This is a genomic window from Caballeronia sp. KNU42, assembly GCF_053760385.1.
The window spans coordinates 1,739,513-1,756,024 of record NZ_CM132390.1; the positions used below are offsets into that span (position 1 = coordinate 1,739,513).

The following is a 16,512-nucleotide window of genomic DNA, read 5'->3' on the forward strand; positions in this document are numbered from 1 at the left end:
ATGAAAACGTTGAATGCAAGGCGATGGCTGGGGTTGTCGGTCTTACTCGGATCGTTGCTGGTAGTGGCAGGCTGTTCGCTTGCGCCGACCTATACGAAGCCCGACGTGAGCGCGCCGGCAGCCTTCAAGGAAACACCGCAGGAAACTGCTTTGGCGCCTTCGGAGCAGGGCACGTGGAAGACTGCGCAACCGTCGGAACAGGCGATGCGCGGCGAGTGGTGGACGGTCTTCAATGACCCGACGCTCAACGACCTGGAACATCAGGCGCTCGATGCGAACCAGAACCTGAAGGCAGCGGCTGCACGCGTGAAGGAATCGCGTGCGATCAACCAGACTGCGCGGGCAGGCTTGTTCCCGACGCTGGATGCGGGCTTTGGTCCGACGCGCGAGAAGCTTTCGCCGGCGTCCCAGTTCCAGCCGGCCAACGCGAACATTCCTTCGCAAACGCTATGGCGCGCGGAGGCCAGCGCGTCGTATGAAGTGGACCTGTTCGGTCGCGTGTCGGATTCGGTGAAAGCCGCAAACGCCGACACCGAGCAAAGCGAAGCGCTGTTCCGTTCCGTGCAACTCGCGTTGCAAGCGGATGTGGCGCAGAACTACTTCAACCTGCGCGAGCTCGATTCGGAAAGCGAGGTCTTCACGCGTACCGTCACGCTGCGCGAAGAGGCATTGAAGCTCGTGCAGAACCGCTTTAACGAAGGCGAGATCAGCGAGCTGGACGTGGCGCAGGCGAGGTCCGAGCTTGCCACGGCCAAGTCCGACGCCATGACGGTGCAGCGCTTGCGCGCTGCGTCCGAGCACAGCCTTGCGGTGCTGCTGGGGAAGGCTGCATCGCAGTTCTCGATGGCGGCGAACCCGCTGACGCCTGTCGATATAAAGATTCCGCCAGGCTTGCCTTCATCGTTGCTCGAACGTCGTCCGGATATTGCAGCGGCCGAGCGTGCAATGGCGGCCGCGAACTCGCGGATCGGTGTGGCGAAGGCGGCGTTTTTCCCGTCGCTCAATATAACGGGCTCGGGTGGATTCGAATCGGCGACGCTTGGCGATCTGTTCAACTGGTCGAGCCGTACGTTCCTGCTCGGACCGTTCGCGGGCACGGCGCTCAACCTGCCGATCTTCGATGGCGGCCGACGCAAGGGCAATCTCGCAAATGCACGCGCGATCTATGAAGAGGATGTCGCGAACTATCGGCAGCAGGTGCTGGTGGCGTTCCAGGAAGTGGAGGACAACCTCTCGGACCTGCGCATCCTTCAGGACCAGACACGCACGCAAGCGGAAGCGGTGAGCGCGTCGAACCGTGCAGCGCAGCTCTCTCGTTCGCAGTACACCGAGGGCGCGGTCAACTATCTTGACGTGATCGATGCCGAGCGGACCGTGCTGCAGTCACAGCGCGCAGCGGTTCAACTGGCGGGCGTGCAGGCTACCTCGACGGTGAACCTGATCCGCGCGCTGGGTGGTGGTTGGGGAGATATGCCGGCGGCGCCTGCTGCACCTGTCGCATCTGCGTCAGACGCGAGCGTTGCGTCGCGTTAAGCATTGAACGCAGCACTGTAAGCGCGATTGTTCAAAACGCGCGACAAGTGTCTTCGATTGCAGAGGGTTTATCCGGAGGCTCCCGGTCCGTAAAATAAAAGTATGGATACGGGAGCCGTCATGAAAGCCTTAATTGAACGACAACTCTACCGACCCGCCGTCGTACTACCGCTGTTGATCCTGATGCGCCTGATGGTGACGCTCGATTTCAACCTGATGCAAGTGACGTTCGTGGTGGTCATGAAGAGTTCGCAATACATGTTTCACGCGGTGTTCAGGCATCGCTTCGATCAAGCAGATCGTAGCGATGCCAAGCCGCCGCAGGTCCATGCCATGCATGACAAGACCTGCCACTGCTAAGAGCTTAATTAATATATCTCCGGCACGATAATGCTTTGCGGCACAGGCTGCCGCAGATAGTCATCGTTATAAACGCGGTCAGGCAATTCGATCGTGGGGTGCTCGATCTCGTGATACGGCACCTGGCTCAGCAGATGATGAATGCAGTTGAGCCGAGCGCGTTTCTTGTCCACAGCCTGCACGACCCACCACGGTGCTTCGGGAATATGCGAGCGCGCCAGCATGACTTCCTTCGCGTGCGTATAGGCTTCCCAGCGACGGCGGCTTTCCAGGTCCATCGGGCTCAGCTTCCACTGCTTCAACGGATCTTCAATACGCGCCTGGAAGCGCACTTCCTGTTCGTCGTCGGTGATCGAGAACCAGTACTTCAGTATCTGCACGCCGCTGCGCACCAGCATCTTTTCGAACTCGGGCACTGAGCGAAAGAACTCTTCGTACTCGGCATCGGTACAGAAATTCATCACGCGTTCCACGCCCGCCCGGTTGTACCAGCTGCGGTCGAACAGCACGATCTCGCCGCCTGCGGGCAGATGCGACACATAGCGCTGGAAATACCATTGGGTGCGTTCGCGATTGTTCGGCGCGGGCAACGCGGCGACCCGGCAAACCCGAGGATTGAGCCGCTGCGTGATGCGCTTGATCGCGCCGCCCTTGCCGGCGGCGTCGCGTCCTTCAAAGATCACCACGAGCCGGTGGCCGCTGGCGACGACCCAGTCTTGCAGCTTCACGAGCTCGCCTTGCAGGCGGAACAGTTCGCGAAAGTAGATCTTGCGCTGCTCGCGTGCTTCGGCGGACAGCGCACCGTCGCCGTCGAGGATGCGGTCATCGACTTCCATCTCGAGTTCTTCGTCGTAGCTGTCGATCAGGTCTTCTTCGAAGCGGCGCTGTTTTTCCTGCGAATTCATGGGAAGCTCCGTTTGGTTGGGCGTGTTGACCGCGTTCAATCGTCCCGGCAGGCAATGCAAAAGCCCGCAATCATGCAAATTATCGATTATCAGGCCCGATAATTTCAGGAATGTTACGACAGGCCCGTCAAGCGCAAGGTAACGGTCAGACGAATGATCCGCTTTCTCGCGGTTAGCGTGCATCAATGGCCGGCTGCGGTATGCGATGTGCGATAGCGTCGTTACACTTGGCGCATTTTGCGCGCAAACCGGAAGCCGCATGCACGACTCATCCGTTGGTACACAGCGCCCATCGACAGTCGAACGCTGGGCGCCGTCCGTCTATTTCGTGATCGGGCAGCTCGGCTGGTTTGCCTGTGTACTGAGCGCCGCACACGATGTGCCATGGATGGGCGTCGCGGCAACCATTGTGCTCGTCGCCGTGCATCTGGCGCGGGTTGCGCGGCCCTTGCAGGAATTTAAGCTGCTGGCCAGTGTCGTGATGGTGGGCGCGATCTGGGAGAGCGTGCCGGTGGCCACCGGGTTGCTCGTGTATCCGAACGGCGCCGTATTGCCAGGCACAGCATCTTACTGGATCCTTGCATTGTGGGCGCTGTTCGCGGCGCAATTCAACACCACGTTCGGCTGGCTCAAGCAACCCAGGCAACGCATGCTGCTTGCTTCGTTCCTTGGCGCGATAGCCGGGCCGATGTCGTTCCGCGCAGGCGCCGCGCTCGGCGCGGTGCGTTTTGTGCAACCCTTGCTCGCGACGATCGTTCTGGGTATCGGCTGGGCGATCCTGATGCCGGTGCTGATCCTGCTGTCACGGCGGTGGGACGGGGTGCACTGATTCCGGCAGAGTTTCAGCAAAGGCCAGAGGCTATTTGTTTGCCCTTAGAATGCCCCCTTGCCAACGGCATTCTCCTTGCGACCGCCATGACCAATACCGATTCGCTTTCGTCTTCGCTTGCTCGTTTCGACGACGCGCAAACCGCGCGCCTGCTGCCCTTCGATCGCCTCGTCGATACCCTGAAGCTCACCATGCTCGACTATGCCAACGGCCTCATCAAGAGCCCCGAACGCATGGTGGTGCCGCTTAACGATGGCGCCGTGATGCTATCGATGCCCGCCGCAGCCGCCGACCTCGCCATGCACAAGCTCGTCAACGTGTGCCCGAAGAATGGTGCGCTGGGGCTACCGACCATTCACGGCCAGGTCACGGCATTCGATGCTGAGACCGGTGTACCGCTTTTCATGCTCGACGGTCCCACGGTAACCGGCCGCCGCACGGCCGCGGTCACCATGATCGGCATCCAGGCGCTGCTTGGACGCGCGCCTGCGGAGGTTTTGGTCATCGGCACGGGCAAGCAGGCCGCGCATCACGTCGAGGCGCTGAGCGCGCTTTTTCCGGCTGCGAAGATCATCGTGCAGGGCTCGCGGGTCGAACGAGCCGAGGCGTTTTGCGCGGATCATGCGGGGTTATCGACGAGATTGAGCGTGTTGAAGGACGCGGATATTCCTGCGTCGATCGATGTGGTTATCGCGACGACTACAAGCAAAACGCCGGTCTATACGCTGCCGCCCATCGAGGGCCGGCTCGTGATTGGCGTGGGTGCGTTCACGCCCGATGCTGCTGAAATCGCGGCATCGACGGTGCTTGCGAGCGATGTGTTCGTGGACGATCTGGCCGGCGCGCGGCATGAGGCCGGGGACCTGATCCAAGCAGATATCGATTGGGACGAGGTACGGCCGCTTGCCAGCGCGTTGAGCGGTCAGGCGGATGATTCGGGGATCAAGAAGCGGCCAGTCGTTTTCAAGAGCGTGGGGTGTGCGGCGTGGGATCTGGCCGCGTGCAGGGTCGTCCGGACGATGCTCGAAGCAGGTTAAGAAAAGCGCCGGCATATACAAGCTGGAATAGTCCTTGCTAAATATTTCACAGTGAACCGAGGATTATTTCAGGGCTTGATTAATGACCAGTAGACAAGAATTTGAACTGAGAGAAGCGGATTGGCGCGCCCCGTCCGATGTAGCGACCATTGCAAGGCAGGCATGGTCAAATGCCATTCCCGCCGCCACGCCAACAGCGCCTTCCCGAACTACGCCACCGGCGACGTACTTCATATCGGTGCTGGAACTGGCGACCGGCGAGAAGCTCGGCAACGGCGAACGGCTTCGCGCCATCGCGATCCTTGAAGCGCATTTCGCAGCGGGCCGCCCCCGCACGCTGAAAGAAGCGATCAGGATCTGCGCGGGCGCGATTGATTCTTCGACACTCCAGCGCATGGCACGTGGCGCGAAAGCGTGAGTGCACGCCGTCTCAGAGTGCTGCTTCGGTTTTCCAGCATCTGGTCCGAACGAAGTATTTTTATCATACGGAAGACTTGCATCGAAGGCGCCATGCGTCGCCCGAGCGAGTGAGTGTGATGGCCGAGAGCGGCTCGAGGTCCATGCAATAGATTGCCGTAAGCGGTGCGTCCAGCACGGTCGCCAGCACAGTCTTGACCACGATTGCATGCGTCACGACCAGCGTGACGCCAGCCTCCCGTTTGCTCTCAAGCGCGTCGCGGACTCTTGTTTGAAGGGCTTCCAGACTCTCACCGCCATGCGCCGCGCTTCGCGGGTCGGAAAGCCATGCACCCAATCCGGCCGCGTCTTCATCATGGATCTCGCGGATCGGACGGCCTTGCCACAGGCCGTAATCCAGGTCGCTCCACGACGTGTCAACGCCCGTTGCAATTCCGAACGCTCGTCCGGTTTGCACGGCAGCGTGGGCCGGGCTTGTGACGACGCGATCCGGTTGAAACGTCGACACCAGCCGCGGGAGCCGGGATAACTCAAGCTCATCAATAGCGTCGCCGCTACGCGGAAACGAGCCGGTTTTCATCGCGTGCGTGCTCGCGTGGCACAACAAGATCAGTTCGGTTTTCATGGAGCTCGATTAAGGGATTGCTTTACATTCCACCAACTCATTTTAGAATGGCAAGCTTGCAGCGCGAGGAAGCCGGTGAAAACCCGGCACGGTCGCGCCACTGTGAGCGGATGTCGAATCGGACTGGTAGCGCTTCAGCCTTCTTTCAGCATCTGCAAGTCAGACCCCCGCTGCAGCCTTTCTTTTGTCTTACGGGACGCGTATTCCCTTGGAGTCGTTCATGAACCATCCTGCTGCATCCGCCAGTTTCTCCGCCAACATTCCCGCATTTGATGCACCGATGCCCATTCCGGTGCGTGAAGTGCTGCCCTGGGCAATATTTATCGGCCTGCTTGCGCTGCTCGCGATTTATTTTGTCGGCGCCGAACAGGGCGCGACTTCGATTTTCCAGGGCATGTATATCCACGAGTTTGTCCACGACGGTCGCCATCTGCTCGGCTTTCCCTGCCACTGAGACCGACCATGATCCGAAATCTTTTGATACGCGGGATGATCGCGGGACTCGTCGCGGGCCTGCTCGGCTTTTGCGTGGCCAAAACCTTTGGCGAGCCTGCGGTCGATCGCGCGATTGCCTTTGAATCGCAGCAAGAAAAATTGCACGAGGAAGCGGAAGCGGCGGCCGGGCATCAGCACGATCCCGCCGATGACGTCGAGCTTGTCAGTCGCGGCACGCAAGCGGGGCTGGGTTTGCTGACCGGTGTCTGCGTGTTCGGGACAGCGTTGGGCGGCCTCTTCTCGCTCGTGTTCGCTTTTTCGTATGCACGCATTGGCGCTTTGCGGGCACGCGGCACATCGGCGTTGCTTGGCTTGTTCGGTTTCGTGACCGTCGCGATCGTACCGTTCCTTAAATACCCGCCCAATCCGCCTTCCGTGGGAAACCCCGACACGATCGGCGCACGCACCGCGCTGTTTTTCGGCATGGTCGCTATCTCGCTGATCGTGGCGGTGTTTGCTGTGCGGCTGCAGCGTCGTCTGCAAGCGCGCCATGGCAACTGGAACGCGGTGCTGATCTCGGCGGCGGTGTATATCGTGCTGATGGGGCTGGCGTACCTCGCGCTGCCACCGGTCGACGAAGTGCCGAAGCTGTTCTCAGCGGCGCTGCTGTGGAAGTTCCGCGTGGCGGCAATCGGTATTCAGGCTGTGATCTGGACCACGCTCGGTTTGCTGTTCGGCGTGCTCGCGCAACGTGAATTGGAAAAGGCGCCGGCACGGCGGATCGCTTCGGCCTGAGCGCTTCGTCAAGCGTTAGTGTGGATGTGATGAGGGGCGGCTTGCAGGCCGCCCCTTTTTCATAGCGCGGCCTTGCGCGCGAGCAGGGTATCGAACAGCGTGAGCTTGTCGGCGTCGGCCATGGTTTTCCATGCCTTGATTTCTTCGCGGCTCCTGAAGCAGCCTTCGCAATGACCGGTGGTCTTGTCGAGCCGGCATACGTCCGTGCATGGCGAGCCCACGGGTTGAAGCTGTCTGGCGCGCTCGATGGTGAACGTGAGTTCGAGCGGTACGTCGATTTCCATTGGCAGTTCCACAGGCGTTGTCATAGCGTTTCGCCGCGAAAGAGGGCGGCGGTCGCCGCCGGATTTGTCGGCCAGTAAGTGTGCATGTAGGTAGCCGTAATTGAGCCATGACGATAGATCGCTTCACCTTCCACGCCCGTGGTGGCGTGCGTTGCGGTGAGCACCGGCGACATGCTGGTCGTCATGGACGAGTAGTGGAAGGTGTGGCCGGTGTGAGTGCCGTGGCGGCTTTCGACCCGCTGCATGGCGAGTCTGGCCAGGCGTTTCTGCATCTTCGCGTGGCCGGGCAGAAGGGCTAGCATCGCATGCTGCGAACCGTCGATATCCGTCAGCGAATCGAGCAGATACAACATGCCGCCGCATTCCGCGACCACGGCTTTACCTGCTTCGACATGCGCGCGAATCGAGGCCGCACTCACTGCGTTCGCTGCAAGTTTGGCGGCGTGCAATTCCGGATATCCACCCGGCAGATAAAGCGCGTCTGCATGCGCGGGAACGGGTTCATCGGCGAGGGGGGAGAAGAGCGCGAGCGTTGCGCCCATCGCCTTCAGCAGATCGAGATTGGCCGGGTAGATGAACGAAAACGCGGCATCGCGGGCAATGGCGATGTGCAGGCCTTCCATCAAACGCGGCGGCTGCTCGACGGCTTCGTGATCAAATTCGACCGTGGGCGGCAACTCGCGCAAGGTAGTCTCGCCGATGGCGTCTGCTGCGCGATCCAGCCGTGCATCGATGTCCGCCACCTCCGCTGCTTGCGTGAGACCCAGGTGTCGTCCGGGCAGCGTCATGTCGTCGGCGCTCGACAGATGTCCGCAATATCGGATGCCTTCTGGAATGGATTCGCTCAGCATTTGCGCATGCCGTGCCGACGCCACGCGATTGGCGAGCACACCGTGAAAGGGCAGCTCCGCGCGGTAGCGAGCGAGCCCGAACGCCATTGCGCCGAAGGTCTGCGCCATGCCGTGCGCGCCGATCACGGCGAGCACCGGCACGCCGAACGCGGATGCGAGATCGGCGCTGCTGGGTGTGCCGTCGAAGAGGCCCATCACGCCTTCGATCAGGATCAGATCGGCTTCTTGCGCCGCTTGCGCGAGCAGCGCGCGGCAGCCGCTCTCGCCGACCATCCACAAATGCAGCGAATACACCGGCGCGCCGGACGCGCGTTCCAGGATCATTGGATCGAGGAAGTCGGGGCCGGTCTTGAAGACCCGCACGCGCAGGCCAAGGCGTGCGTAATAGCGCGCGAGCCCGGCGGTGACGGTGGTCTTGCCCTGGTTCGACGCAGGCGCGCTGATGAATAGAGCGGGGCACGCGCGCACGTCAGAACTCGACGCCGCGTTGCGCCTTCACCCCTTGCTCGCGATACGGATGCTTGATCGGGCGCATTTCCGTCACGAGATCGGCTGCTTCGATAAGCGCGTCCGGCGCATGGCGCCCCGTCACGACCACATGCAGCATGTCAGGCCGCGCATTGAGCACCGCGAGCACTTCTTCGAGCGGCAGGTACTCGTATTTGAGCACTGTGCAGAGCTCGTCGAGCACGACCATCTGGTACTCGCCGCTTTCAATCATTGTGCGCGCCGCGTCCCAACCCTTGCGAGCCGTCGCGATGTCGGCATCGCGATTCTGCGTGTCCCAGGTGTAGCCGTCGCCCATGGTGATGAAGTCGCAGTTCGCGATTGCGCCGAGGAAATCGCGTTCGGACGTATGCAGCGCGCCTTTGATGAACTGCACCACGCCGAGCCGCATGCCGTGTCCGAGCACGCGAACGGCCATGCCGAACGCTGCCGTGGTCTTACCCTTGCCCGTGCCCGTATTGACGATCAGGAGACCCTTCTCGCGCGCAGCGGCGGCCTGCTTTTTCTCGTGGCCTTCCTTGCGTCGCTGGGTCATGCGCAGATGCGATTCTTCGTCCGTTTTCATGATGGTCTCTCGTTGTCAGTCGGTTGATTCGGATCGTCTTCGGCAGTGTCTTCAGCGATAGCGACGCTCACGCCGCCGGTCACGGTTTTTGGCACGATGATTCGTCCGTTGCGCGATGCCAGCAGCGCGCAGGGTTCGCAGACACCATCGATGCCAAGCAGCGCCCGAACCCGTTCCGACGCGCCAGTCTCGATCTGCGCGATGTGTTGCTTCGAAAAAAGTTGCAAGGGAAAACCGTGGCGATCGGCGAATTCGAGCAGTCCGGTTTCGTCGTTCTTGCTATCGATCGATGCCAGCGCGCGAATGCTCGCCAGCGGCCGCGTCCCGAGCGCCGCGAACACGGCGGCATGAATTTGTTCGACGCTGACACCGCGCCGGCATCCTATACCGATGACCCACGTGCTCACGATTGCGCCCGGCTCGCGCGATCGGGACGAACGCAAGCGAGCCTGCGCAAAGGCAGGCATCGAGGTGAGCGCGGTATCGATATCGAGCGCTGGAAAATTGGATTCATCTGACACGATATAAGCACTACGTCCTTCATCCGTCCCTCGCGGATGTGGCGTCCAGCGCGCTGTCAAAGCTAAAGCGCACCACTTGGCGACTGGCCGGTATCCGGGCTTGGCGACCGCATTCCGCTCGCCTTCCCGCTCGTCGGAGCAGTGGCCGTGGAGGAAATGGGCGCTCGCTTCGAATGAGAATCAGCAATGACAGTCAGTCGAAGCAGGCGCGGGTCGCGTACCGTTGCGGGGACAGCACAGGTTTTTGCCGACACGGTGCGTGGGGCCTGAGGCCTTGAAAATACGCACATGCAGATCCTGTTTCCCGTTTAACTACGCGCGCAGGAAAAGCGCGCGTGAGCACCAGACGCGGGGCAAAGATAGCACATGGGGTGCTGGTTGCGCTGGGCTTTTACCGGTTGGAACCGCCCGGTAAAGCAGGTCCATTGTGCTCGCAACGGCGAAGTATCCCGTCGCGAGGCAGGGGCTGAAGACCTTTGCGCACCCCGGTCAAACCTTGACGCTCATTGCCCATCAGCCTAGACTTCGCGGTAGTTTTCTGGTGCTCGCGCGCGGTTTCTTGCTGCGCGCAGTTAAACGGGAAGCAGGAAGCGTTGCCGGAATCCCGGCCGTGCCAACCTGCGCTGCCCCCGCAACGGTCAAGCGAAAATCCCGCGACGTGGTTTTATCCTGGTTCACGCCGGGTTCACACCACTGCGCACGATAAAGCCGGCTTCGAAAAACCACTGCATGCGTGATGTCATGCGGGAAGGTGAAGCGGCATTTTCGCCAGCCCGGATACCGGCCGGAACGAGTCAACACCTGAAGCGGACGTTTGTCGCGGGGATGCGGCATACGATCGACACTTTTCACCATGCTTTTCCGGATTGCCATCCTGCTTCGCGACATTCGCGAGCGCGTTTTATAGCTCGCCTCGGTCGGCAAAGGGCCATGCATTCCGGCAGCAAGCAGCCAATCGATAAACGGAGCAACGGATGCAAACGCGCAAAATCCCGGTCACGGTCGTCACGGGTTTCCTCGGCAGCGGCAAGACCACATTGATGCGGCACATCCTGCAAAACGCGAAAGGGCTGCGGATCGCGGTGATCGTGAACGAGTTCGGCGAACTGGGCATCGACGGCGAAATCCTGAAGGGCTGCAACATCGGCTGCGAGGACGAAAGCGTCACGGATCAACCGAATCTGTATGAGTTGTCGAACGGTTGTCTCTGCTGCACCGTGCAGGAAGAGTTTTATCCGGTGATGGAGCAACTCGTCGAACGGCGTGATCAGATCGATCACGTGCTGATCGAGACCTCCGGCCTGGCGTTGCCCAAACCGCTCGTTCAGGCTTTCAACTGGCCGTCCATCAAGAATGCATTCACCGTAGATGCTGTCGTGACTGTTGTAGATGGTGCCGCTGCTGCAAGCGGCCAGTTCGCGGCGAACCCGCAGGCTGTCGACGCACAACGACGCGCCGATCCGAACCTCGATCACGAATCGCCGCTGCATGAGTTGTTCGAAGATCAGCTTGCTTCAGCGGACCTGGTGATTCTCAACAAGACCGACCTGATCGACGAAACGCAGCAACGCGCGGTGGAAACGCTGATTCGCGGCGAAATTCCGGCAGGCGTGAAGATCGTGCCGGCGCAGATGGGGCAGCTTGATCTGCATGCGCTGCTCGGGCTTGAGGCGGCGTCGGAAACGACGATTCATCTGCGGGTCGATCATCATGGTTCCGTCGATGACGAAGACCACGCCGATCATCACCACGACGACTTCGATTCAGTCGTGGTGCAAGCGCGGGTCGAGTCGCGCGAGGCTGTGGTCGCTGCGTTGCGTTCGCTGGTCGATGCCAACACGATCTATCGCGTGAAGGGTTTCGCGGCCTTGCCGGGCACGCCCATGCGGCTCGTCGTGCAGGGAGTGGGTCAGCGTTTCGATACCTACTTTGACCGCCGCTGGACAGCAGAAGAAGCCAGCGAAGGAGTCAGCCGGTTCGTGCTGATTGGTGAAGACCTCGATCAACCGCGTCTGCAACAAGCGCTGGTTGCGGCTCTCGCCAACGCACCCGTGCAGGCCTGATCCATGCATCTGCTACGCACGACGCCCGGCGGTTTTGTCGACGACGCAGCCGGCGTCATGCGTATCGATCAGACGCCGGCGCCTATTGTCGTGCTCAGCTCTGCCGACACCACGCTCTCGCTGCTCGCGAGTGTCGTGCCGCATCTGGAAGCGGATTTTCCAGCGGTGCGCCTGGCAAATCAGGCGTTCTTGCGGCAACCGGCCTCGGTGGATTTTTACGTCGATGACGTGCTGAAACATGCGCGCGTGATCGTCATCGATCACCTTGGCGGCGAAGCGTACTGGCCTTACGGAATCGAGAGCATCACCACGCTCGCGCGCCGCAATGGCCAGATGCTCGTGATGTTCTCCGGCGACTTGCAGGAAGATCCGAACCTCGTGGCGAAGAGTACGGCCGAGCCGGCGTTATGCGATCAGCTCTGGCGTTATCTGCGTGAAGGTGGCGCGAAAAATGCCGAAGAGTTTCTTCGTTGCATTGCGTTCCGAGCGTTGGGGTACGGGCGCGAAGCGCGGGCGCCGAGTCCGTTACCGGCCGTGGCAATCTATCATCCGGCGCGGCAGATCGCGACCGCTGACGACTGGAAAGAACGCTGGATTCAAGGTGCGCCCGTTGTCGCCATGCTGTTCTATCGGGCCCATTTGCAGTCCGGCAACACGGACGTATTCGATGCGTTGATCGTTGCCCTGGAAGCGCAGGGCCTCAACCCGCTGCCGATCGCGATGGCGTCGCTCAAGGACCCTTTGAGTCGCGAAGTCGTGCAGCAGCTTTGCGCGGATCATCGCGCGTCGCTGGTGCTTAACACGACGTCGTTTGCGGCTGGTGTCATAGACGACCCCGTGCCTTTCGAACTCGCGGGCGACGCGCCTGTGCTGCAAGTCATCCTCAGCGGTGGAAATCGCGAAGACTGGCTGAAGGACAACCATGGCCTGAACTCGCGCGATGTCGCCATGCACGTGGCCTTGCCGGAAGTCGATGGCCGCATCATTACGCGTGCGATCAGCTTCAAGGGACTTGCGTATCGATGCAAGATCACGCAAGTCGACGTCGTGCGCTATCAGCCGGACTTTGAGCGGGTGCGTTTCGTGGCTGAGTTGAGCCAACGCTGGTGTCGCTTGCGGCAACTTGATAACGCCGACAAACGCATCGCGCTCGTGCTCGCGAATTATCCGTTGAGTGAGGGCCGCATTGGCAACGGCGTGGGTCTGGATACCCCCGCGTCCGTCGTCAATATCCTTTCGATGCTGGAAAAAGAAGGCTATCGGGTGGATGCAATTCCCGCCGATGGCGACGCCCTGATGCAAGCGCTGACCTCGGGCGTGACGAACGATCCCGTGGTTCGAGATCTGCGTCCCGCGTTGCAAAGCCTGGCGCTCGACGACTACCTCGACGCTTTCGCGAAGCTGCCGGACAACGTCCAGCAGGAGTTGAATGCACGCTGGGGTCCGCCCGAAAGCGATCCCACGGTGCGTCGCGGCCGCTTCATGATCGCGGGCTGGCGCTGCGGGCATGTGTTCATCGGCATCCAGCCGGCGCGCTCGCGTGAGCGTGGCGACTACGCCAGTTATCACGACGCGGAACTCGTGCCGCCGCACGCGTATCTCGCGTTCTACTTCTGGCTGCGGCTGCGATTCAACGTGGACGCGATCGTTCACGTGGGCAAGCACGGCAACCTTGAATGGCTGCCGGGCAAGAGCGTTGCATTGAGCGCGTCGTGCTGGCCCGACTTGACGCTGGGCGCCATGCCGCATCTGTACCCATTCATCGTCAACGATCCAGGCGAGGGCAGCCAGGCGAAGCGGCGGGCGCAGGCGGTCATCATCGATCATTTGATGCCGCCGCTCACGCGCGCTGAAAACTACGGTCCGTTGCAGGACCTTGAACGTCAGGTCGACGAATATTATGAAGCGCTGATGGTCGATCCGCGGCGCGCGAAGCTCCTTCGCAAGACTATCCTGGCGAGCATCGTCGAGCATCGGCTGCATGAGGAACTCGGACTCGATAAACCTCGTGATTCTGATACCGAAGATGTGTTGCTGACACGGGCGGACGCGTATTTATGCGAGCTCAAAGAGGCTCAGATCCGCGATGGCCTGCATGTGTTCGGCGCATCTCCGCAAGGCGTGCAACGCCGCGATACCCTGCTTGCCCTCGGCCGCTATCCAACCGGCGATGCGCAAGGCGCGAACGTAAGTGTGCTTACCGCTTTGGCTCGTGACTTGAACCTGGGCGATGCATTCGATCCCCTCGATGCCGATTGGACCGCGCCATGGACAGGTCCCCGTCCTGTTGAACTTGAAACGGTGATCGATGCGCCGTGGCGTCATCATGGCGACACCCGCGAGCGACTTGAGTTGCTGGCAACGTCGTTGCTCGACGGGCCATTGGATGCGGCGGGGCCGAACACTTCACAGGTACTGACGCGCTTGAACGGCGATCTGCTCGTGCGGCTCGACGCTTGCGGCCCGCAAGAGCTCAAGCAGCTTCAACGCGGTCTCGACGGACGTTTCGTACCGCCGGGTCCGAGCGGATCGCCATCGCGCGGAAGGCCGGACGTGTTGCCTACCGGCCGCAATTTCTACTCGGTCGATACTCGCGCCGTCCCAACGCGCGCAGCCTGGACGCTCGGCCTGAAGTCCGCCAACCTGCTAATCGAGCGCCACCTCCAGGAGCACGGCGATTACCCGCGCGCGATTGGTTTATCGGTGTGGGGCACGGCCACCATGCGCACCGGCGGCGACGATATTGCTCAAGCCATGGCGCTGATCGGCGTGCGGCCCAAGTGGGCGGCGGGCAGCAATCGCGTGACCGATTTTGAAGTCCTGCCCATCACCATCTTCAATCGCCCGCGCATTGATGTGACGCTGCGTGTGTCGGGATTCTTCCGCGATGCATTCGCCAACCTGATGCATCTCTTCGATGCCGCCGTGCAAGCGGTGGCCGAACTCGACGATGAAGGTGAAGACCTCAACCCGATCCGTGCGCGCATCATGCGTGAACGCGATGAACACATGGCGCGTGGACTCGACGAGAAGGAAGCCCGCTTGCGTGCAGGATGGCGCGTGTTCAGCACGAAGCCGGGCGCATATGGCGCTGGCTTGCAGGAGATGATCGACGCGAAGCAATGGCAAAACGATGCTGACCTCGCGCGCGGTTTCCAAAGCTCAGGCGGGTATGCGTATTCGCAGAAGGGCGATGGCGTGGAGGCGCGTGATACCTTCGGTGCGCGCTTGTCGACCATCGACGTGGTGGTGCAGAACCAGGACAATCGCGAACACGACCTGCTGGATTCGAATGACTATCATCAGTTCCAGGGCGGCATGGTGGCGGCCGTGCGGCATCTTTCCGGCACCCAGCCGCAAGCGTATAACCCTGACCACAGCAATCCGGCCTCGCCACGCATCCGCACGCTGCAGGAAGAAATTTCCCGCGTGATCCGCTCACGGGTGGTCAATCCAAAATGGATCGACGGCGTGAAGCGACATGGATACAAGGGCGCGTCGGAACTCGCGGCAACGGTGGATTATCTGTTTGGTTACGACGCCACCGCGCGGGTCGTATCGGATCATCAATACGCGCTGGTCTCCGATGCCTACGTGAACGACGCAGACACGCGAGCGTTCATGCAACAGCATAATCCGCACGCACTGCATTCGATCTGCGAGCGTTTGACCGAAGCAATACAGCGTGGCCTATGGCAAAGTCCCGGTGCGTATCAGGACCAGATAGAACGCCATCTGCTGGATGCCGAACAGCAACTGGAAGGGCAACGATCGTGAACGAACTCATCTTCCCGTTTGCCGCATTGGTCGCACAAGAGCCCTTGCAGCAAGCACTTTTACTAGCCGCGGTCGATCCTGCACTGGGTGGCGTATTGGTCAGCGGTCCGCGTGGCACCGCGAAATCAACGACTGCGCGTGCGCTTGCTGAACTACTGCCGCAAGGCCAGTTCGTGACCCTGCCGCTGGGCGCAAGCGAAGAACAGTTGATCGGTTCGCTGGATATTCAAACCGCGTTGCGCGAGGGTGACGTGCGCTTTTCGCCGGGTTTGCTCGCGAAGGCGCATGAAGGAGTGTTGTACGTCGATGAAGTCAACCTGTTGCCCAATCAACTTGTGGATCAGTTGCTCGATGTCGCCGCGAGCGGTGTGAACGTGATCGAACGTGACGGCATTTCGCATCGGCATGAAGCGCGCTTCGTGCTGATCGGGACCATGAATCCGGAGGAGGGCGAACTCAGGCCGCAATTGCTGGATCGCTTTGGTCTGGCAGTGGCATTGCAGAATTGTTTCGACGCTGAAAAACGCCGGGAGATCGTTAAGTCGCGTCTCGCATTCGATATGAATCCCGAGGCTTTTCGTTCGAAATTTGCCGGGCAACAGGAAGCTTTGGCGCTAAAGCTACAGCAAGCCAGAGCGTTGCTTCCATCCCTCGAATTCGACGATGCGGTTCACGCGCGCGTCAGCGAGTTATGCATCGAGGCTCGCGTGGACGGCTTGCGCGCCGATCTCGTCATGCTGCGCGCAGCGCGAGCGCTGGCGGCATTTGAAGAAGCTTCAGCGGTGAACGTGGAACATGTTGAACGTGTGGCGGAAGCGGTGCTGCTGCATCGGCGCAAGGAAGGCAGCGCGCCTGGCGATCAAGGCGCTGCCGAGTCGGGCCAGCAACAGCGCCCCAAAGATGCCGATGACGCAAGCTTCGGCTACATGCCTCCCGAGCCCGTTGACATCACCACAGTCAAGAACGTAAGGCCGCTTGCCGCAAAAAAATCCTGAGCCATCGAAGGCA

The 16,512-nt window shown here is 60.9% G+C and carries 16 protein-coding genes and 3 riboswitches; of the genes, 10 read left to right on the top strand and 6 right to left on the bottom strand.

The window, feature by feature from the left end; genetic code table 11:
- Positions 1 to 1,533: an efflux transporter outer membrane subunit gene (locus tag ACSOSP_RS39055; RefSeq protein WP_455314351.1), complete on the top strand. Its 1,533-nt coding sequence runs from the start codon at positions 1 to 3 to the stop codon at positions 1,531 to 1,533.
- A gap of 120 nt (positions 1,534 to 1,653) precedes the next feature.
- Positions 1,654 to 1,893: a hypothetical protein gene (locus ACSOSP_RS39060; protein WP_455314352.1), complete on the top strand. Its 240-nt coding sequence runs from the start codon at positions 1,654 to 1,656 to the stop codon at positions 1,891 to 1,893.
- Positions 1,894 to 1,901: 8 nt separating this feature from the next.
- Here ACSOSP_RS39060 and ppk2 read toward each other — a convergent pair whose 3' ends face one another.
- Positions 1,902 to 2,798 carry a polyphosphate kinase 2 gene (gene ppk2, locus ACSOSP_RS39065; protein ID WP_455314353.1) on the bottom strand — a complete coding sequence of 299 codons (897 nt, stop codon included), beginning with the start codon at positions 2,796 to 2,798 and terminating at the stop codon, positions 1,902 to 1,904.
- 259 nt (positions 2,799 to 3,057) lie between these two features.
- Here ppk2 and ACSOSP_RS39070 point away from each other — a divergent pair, with 259 nt between their 5' ends.
- The 3 genes from ACSOSP_RS39070 (at position 3,058) to ACSOSP_RS39080 (ending at position 5,082) form a co-directional block, all read left to right on the top strand.
- Complete coding sequence (locus ACSOSP_RS39070) at positions 3,058 to 3,627, top strand: DUF2878 domain-containing protein (protein ID WP_455314354.1); 570 nt, start codon at positions 3,058 to 3,060, stop codon at positions 3,625 to 3,627.
- Between the two features lie 86 nt (positions 3,628 to 3,713).
- Positions 3,714 to 4,664 (top strand): bifunctional Delta(1)-pyrroline-2-carboxylate/Delta(1)-piperideine-2-carboxylate reductase, encoded by a 951-nt coding sequence (lhpI, locus tag ACSOSP_RS39075; RefSeq protein ID WP_455314355.1) that lies wholly within the window; start codon positions 3,714 to 3,716, stop codon positions 4,662 to 4,664.
- An 82-nt stretch (positions 4,665 to 4,746) separates the two neighbouring features.
- Positions 4,747 to 5,082, top strand: a complete 336-nt coding sequence (locus tag ACSOSP_RS39080) for a hypothetical protein (protein ID WP_455314356.1) — start codon at positions 4,747 to 4,749, stop codon at positions 5,080 to 5,082.
- 63 nt (positions 5,083 to 5,145) lie between these two features.
- Here ACSOSP_RS39080 and ACSOSP_RS39085 read toward each other — a convergent pair whose 3' ends face one another.
- Positions 5,146 to 5,706 carry a histidine phosphatase family protein gene (locus tag ACSOSP_RS39085; protein WP_455314357.1) on the bottom strand — a complete coding sequence of 187 codons (561 nt, stop codon included), beginning with the start codon at positions 5,704 to 5,706 and terminating at the stop codon, positions 5,146 to 5,148.
- 42 nt (positions 5,707 to 5,748) lie between these two features.
- Positions 5,749 to 5,895, top strand: a riboswitch (cobalamin riboswitch).
- Between the two features lie 31 nt (positions 5,896 to 5,926).
- On the opposite strand from ACSOSP_RS39085, the gene ACSOSP_RS39090 reads away from it, so the two are divergent.
- Together ACSOSP_RS39090 and ACSOSP_RS39095 are read left to right on the top strand one after the other, a co-directional pair.
- Positions 5,927 to 6,160: a CbtB domain-containing protein gene (locus tag ACSOSP_RS39090; protein WP_455314358.1), complete on the top strand. Its 234-nt coding sequence runs from the start codon at positions 5,927 to 5,929 to the stop codon at positions 6,158 to 6,160.
- An 8-nt stretch (positions 6,161 to 6,168) separates the two neighbouring features.
- Positions 6,169 to 6,936, top strand: coding sequence for a CbtA family protein (locus tag ACSOSP_RS39095; protein ID WP_455314359.1), 768 nt, complete (start codon positions 6,169 to 6,171; stop codon positions 6,934 to 6,936).
- A 59-nt stretch (positions 6,937 to 6,995) separates the two neighbouring features.
- Here the strand turns inward: ACSOSP_RS39095 and ACSOSP_RS39100 are convergent, their stop codons facing one another.
- The 4 genes from ACSOSP_RS39100 to ACSOSP_RS39115 are packed head-to-tail and all read right to left on the bottom strand — an operon-like array spanning position 6,996 to position 9,664.
- Positions 6,996 to 7,244 carry a DUF1289 domain-containing protein gene (locus tag ACSOSP_RS39100; protein ID WP_455314360.1) on the bottom strand — a complete coding sequence of 83 codons (249 nt, stop codon included), beginning with the start codon at positions 7,242 to 7,244 and terminating at the stop codon, positions 6,996 to 6,998.
- The gene (locus tag ACSOSP_RS39105; protein ID WP_455314361.1) at positions 7,241 to 8,539 is read right to left on the bottom strand and encodes a cobyrinate a,c-diamide synthase; all 1,299 of its coding nucleotides are present in this window, start codon (positions 8,537 to 8,539) and stop codon (positions 7,241 to 7,243) included. Before ACSOSP_RS39105 ends, ACSOSP_RS39100 begins: the two co-directional genes overlap by 4 nt.
- A gap of 1 nt (position 8,540) precedes the next feature.
- Entirely contained in the window at positions 8,541 to 9,143 is a 603-nt protein-coding gene (cobO, locus tag ACSOSP_RS39110; RefSeq protein ID WP_455314362.1) for a cob(I)yrinic acid a,c-diamide adenosyltransferase, read from the bottom strand.
- On the bottom strand, positions 9,140 to 9,664 hold the full coding sequence (locus tag ACSOSP_RS39115) for a cobalamin biosynthesis protein (protein WP_455314363.1): 525 nt from the start codon (positions 9,662 to 9,664) through the stop codon (positions 9,140 to 9,142). Before ACSOSP_RS39115 ends, cobO begins: the two co-directional genes overlap by 4 nt.
- Positions 9,665 to 9,732: 68 nt before the next feature.
- A riboswitch (cobalamin riboswitch) is annotated at positions 9,733 to 10,026 on the bottom strand.
- A gap of 160 nt (positions 10,027 to 10,186) precedes the next feature.
- Positions 10,187 to 10,467, top strand: a riboswitch (cobalamin riboswitch).
- Between the two features lie 171 nt (positions 10,468 to 10,638).
- Between ACSOSP_RS39115 and cobW the strand changes: the two genes are divergently transcribed.
- From cobW to ACSOSP_RS39130, 3 genes are read left to right on the top strand one after another with little or no spacing between them, the layout of a single operon-like run.
- A complete protein-coding gene (cobW, locus tag ACSOSP_RS39120) occupies positions 10,639 to 11,727 on the top strand; it encodes a cobalamin biosynthesis protein CobW (RefSeq protein WP_455314364.1) in 1,089 nt (362 codons plus the stop codon).
- 3 nt (positions 11,728 to 11,730) lie between these two features.
- Entirely contained in the window at positions 11,731 to 15,504 is a 3,774-nt protein-coding gene (gene cobN / locus ACSOSP_RS39125; RefSeq protein WP_455314365.1) for a cobaltochelatase subunit CobN, read from the top strand.
- Positions 15,501 to 16,499 (top strand): ATP-binding protein, encoded by a 999-nt coding sequence (locus ACSOSP_RS39130; RefSeq protein WP_455314366.1) that lies wholly within the window; start codon positions 15,501 to 15,503, stop codon positions 16,497 to 16,499. The genes cobN and ACSOSP_RS39130 overlap by 4 nt, the downstream gene beginning before the upstream one ends.
- The last annotated feature ends 13 nt before the right edge of the window (positions 16,500 to 16,512 follow it).

Coding starts and splice junctions, on each gene's coding strand:
- cobW (WP_455314364.1), top strand. CDS start 10,639: ATGCAAACGCGCAAAATCCCGGTCACGGTCGTCACGGGTTTCCTCGGC.
- ppk2 (WP_455314353.1), bottom strand. CDS start 2,798: ATGAATTCGCAGGAAAAACAGCGCCGCTTCGAAGAAGACCTGATCGAC.
- ACSOSP_RS39080 (WP_455314356.1), top strand. CDS start 4,747: ATGACCAGTAGACAAGAATTTGAACTGAGAGAAGCGGATTGGCGCGCC.
- ACSOSP_RS39070 (WP_455314354.1), top strand. CDS start 3,058: ATGCACGACTCATCCGTTGGTACACAGCGCCCATCGACAGTCGAACGC.
- ACSOSP_RS39090 (WP_455314358.1), top strand. CDS start 5,927: ATGAACCATCCTGCTGCATCCGCCAGTTTCTCCGCCAACATTCCCGCA.
- ACSOSP_RS39085 (WP_455314357.1), bottom strand. CDS start 5,706: ATGAAAACCGAACTGATCTTGTTGTGCCACGCGAGCACGCACGCGATG.
- cobO (WP_455314362.1), bottom strand. CDS start 9,143: ATGAAAACGGACGAAGAATCGCATCTGCGCATGACCCAGCGACGCAAG.
- ACSOSP_RS39060 (WP_455314352.1), top strand. CDS start 1,654: ATGAAAGCCTTAATTGAACGACAACTCTACCGACCCGCCGTCGTACTA.
- ACSOSP_RS39100 (WP_455314360.1), bottom strand. CDS start 7,244: ATGACAACGCCTGTGGAACTGCCAATGGAAATCGACGTACCGCTCGAA.
- cobN (WP_455314365.1), top strand. CDS start 11,731: ATGCATCTGCTACGCACGACGCCCGGCGGTTTTGTCGACGACGCAGCC.
- lhpI (WP_455314355.1), top strand. CDS start 3,714: ATGACCAATACCGATTCGCTTTCGTCTTCGCTTGCTCGTTTCGACGAC.
- ACSOSP_RS39055 (WP_455314351.1), top strand. CDS start 1: ATGAAAACGTTGAATGCAAGGCGATGGCTGGGGTTGTCGGTCTTACTC.
- ACSOSP_RS39095 (WP_455314359.1), top strand. CDS start 6,169: ATGATCCGAAATCTTTTGATACGCGGGATGATCGCGGGACTCGTCGCG.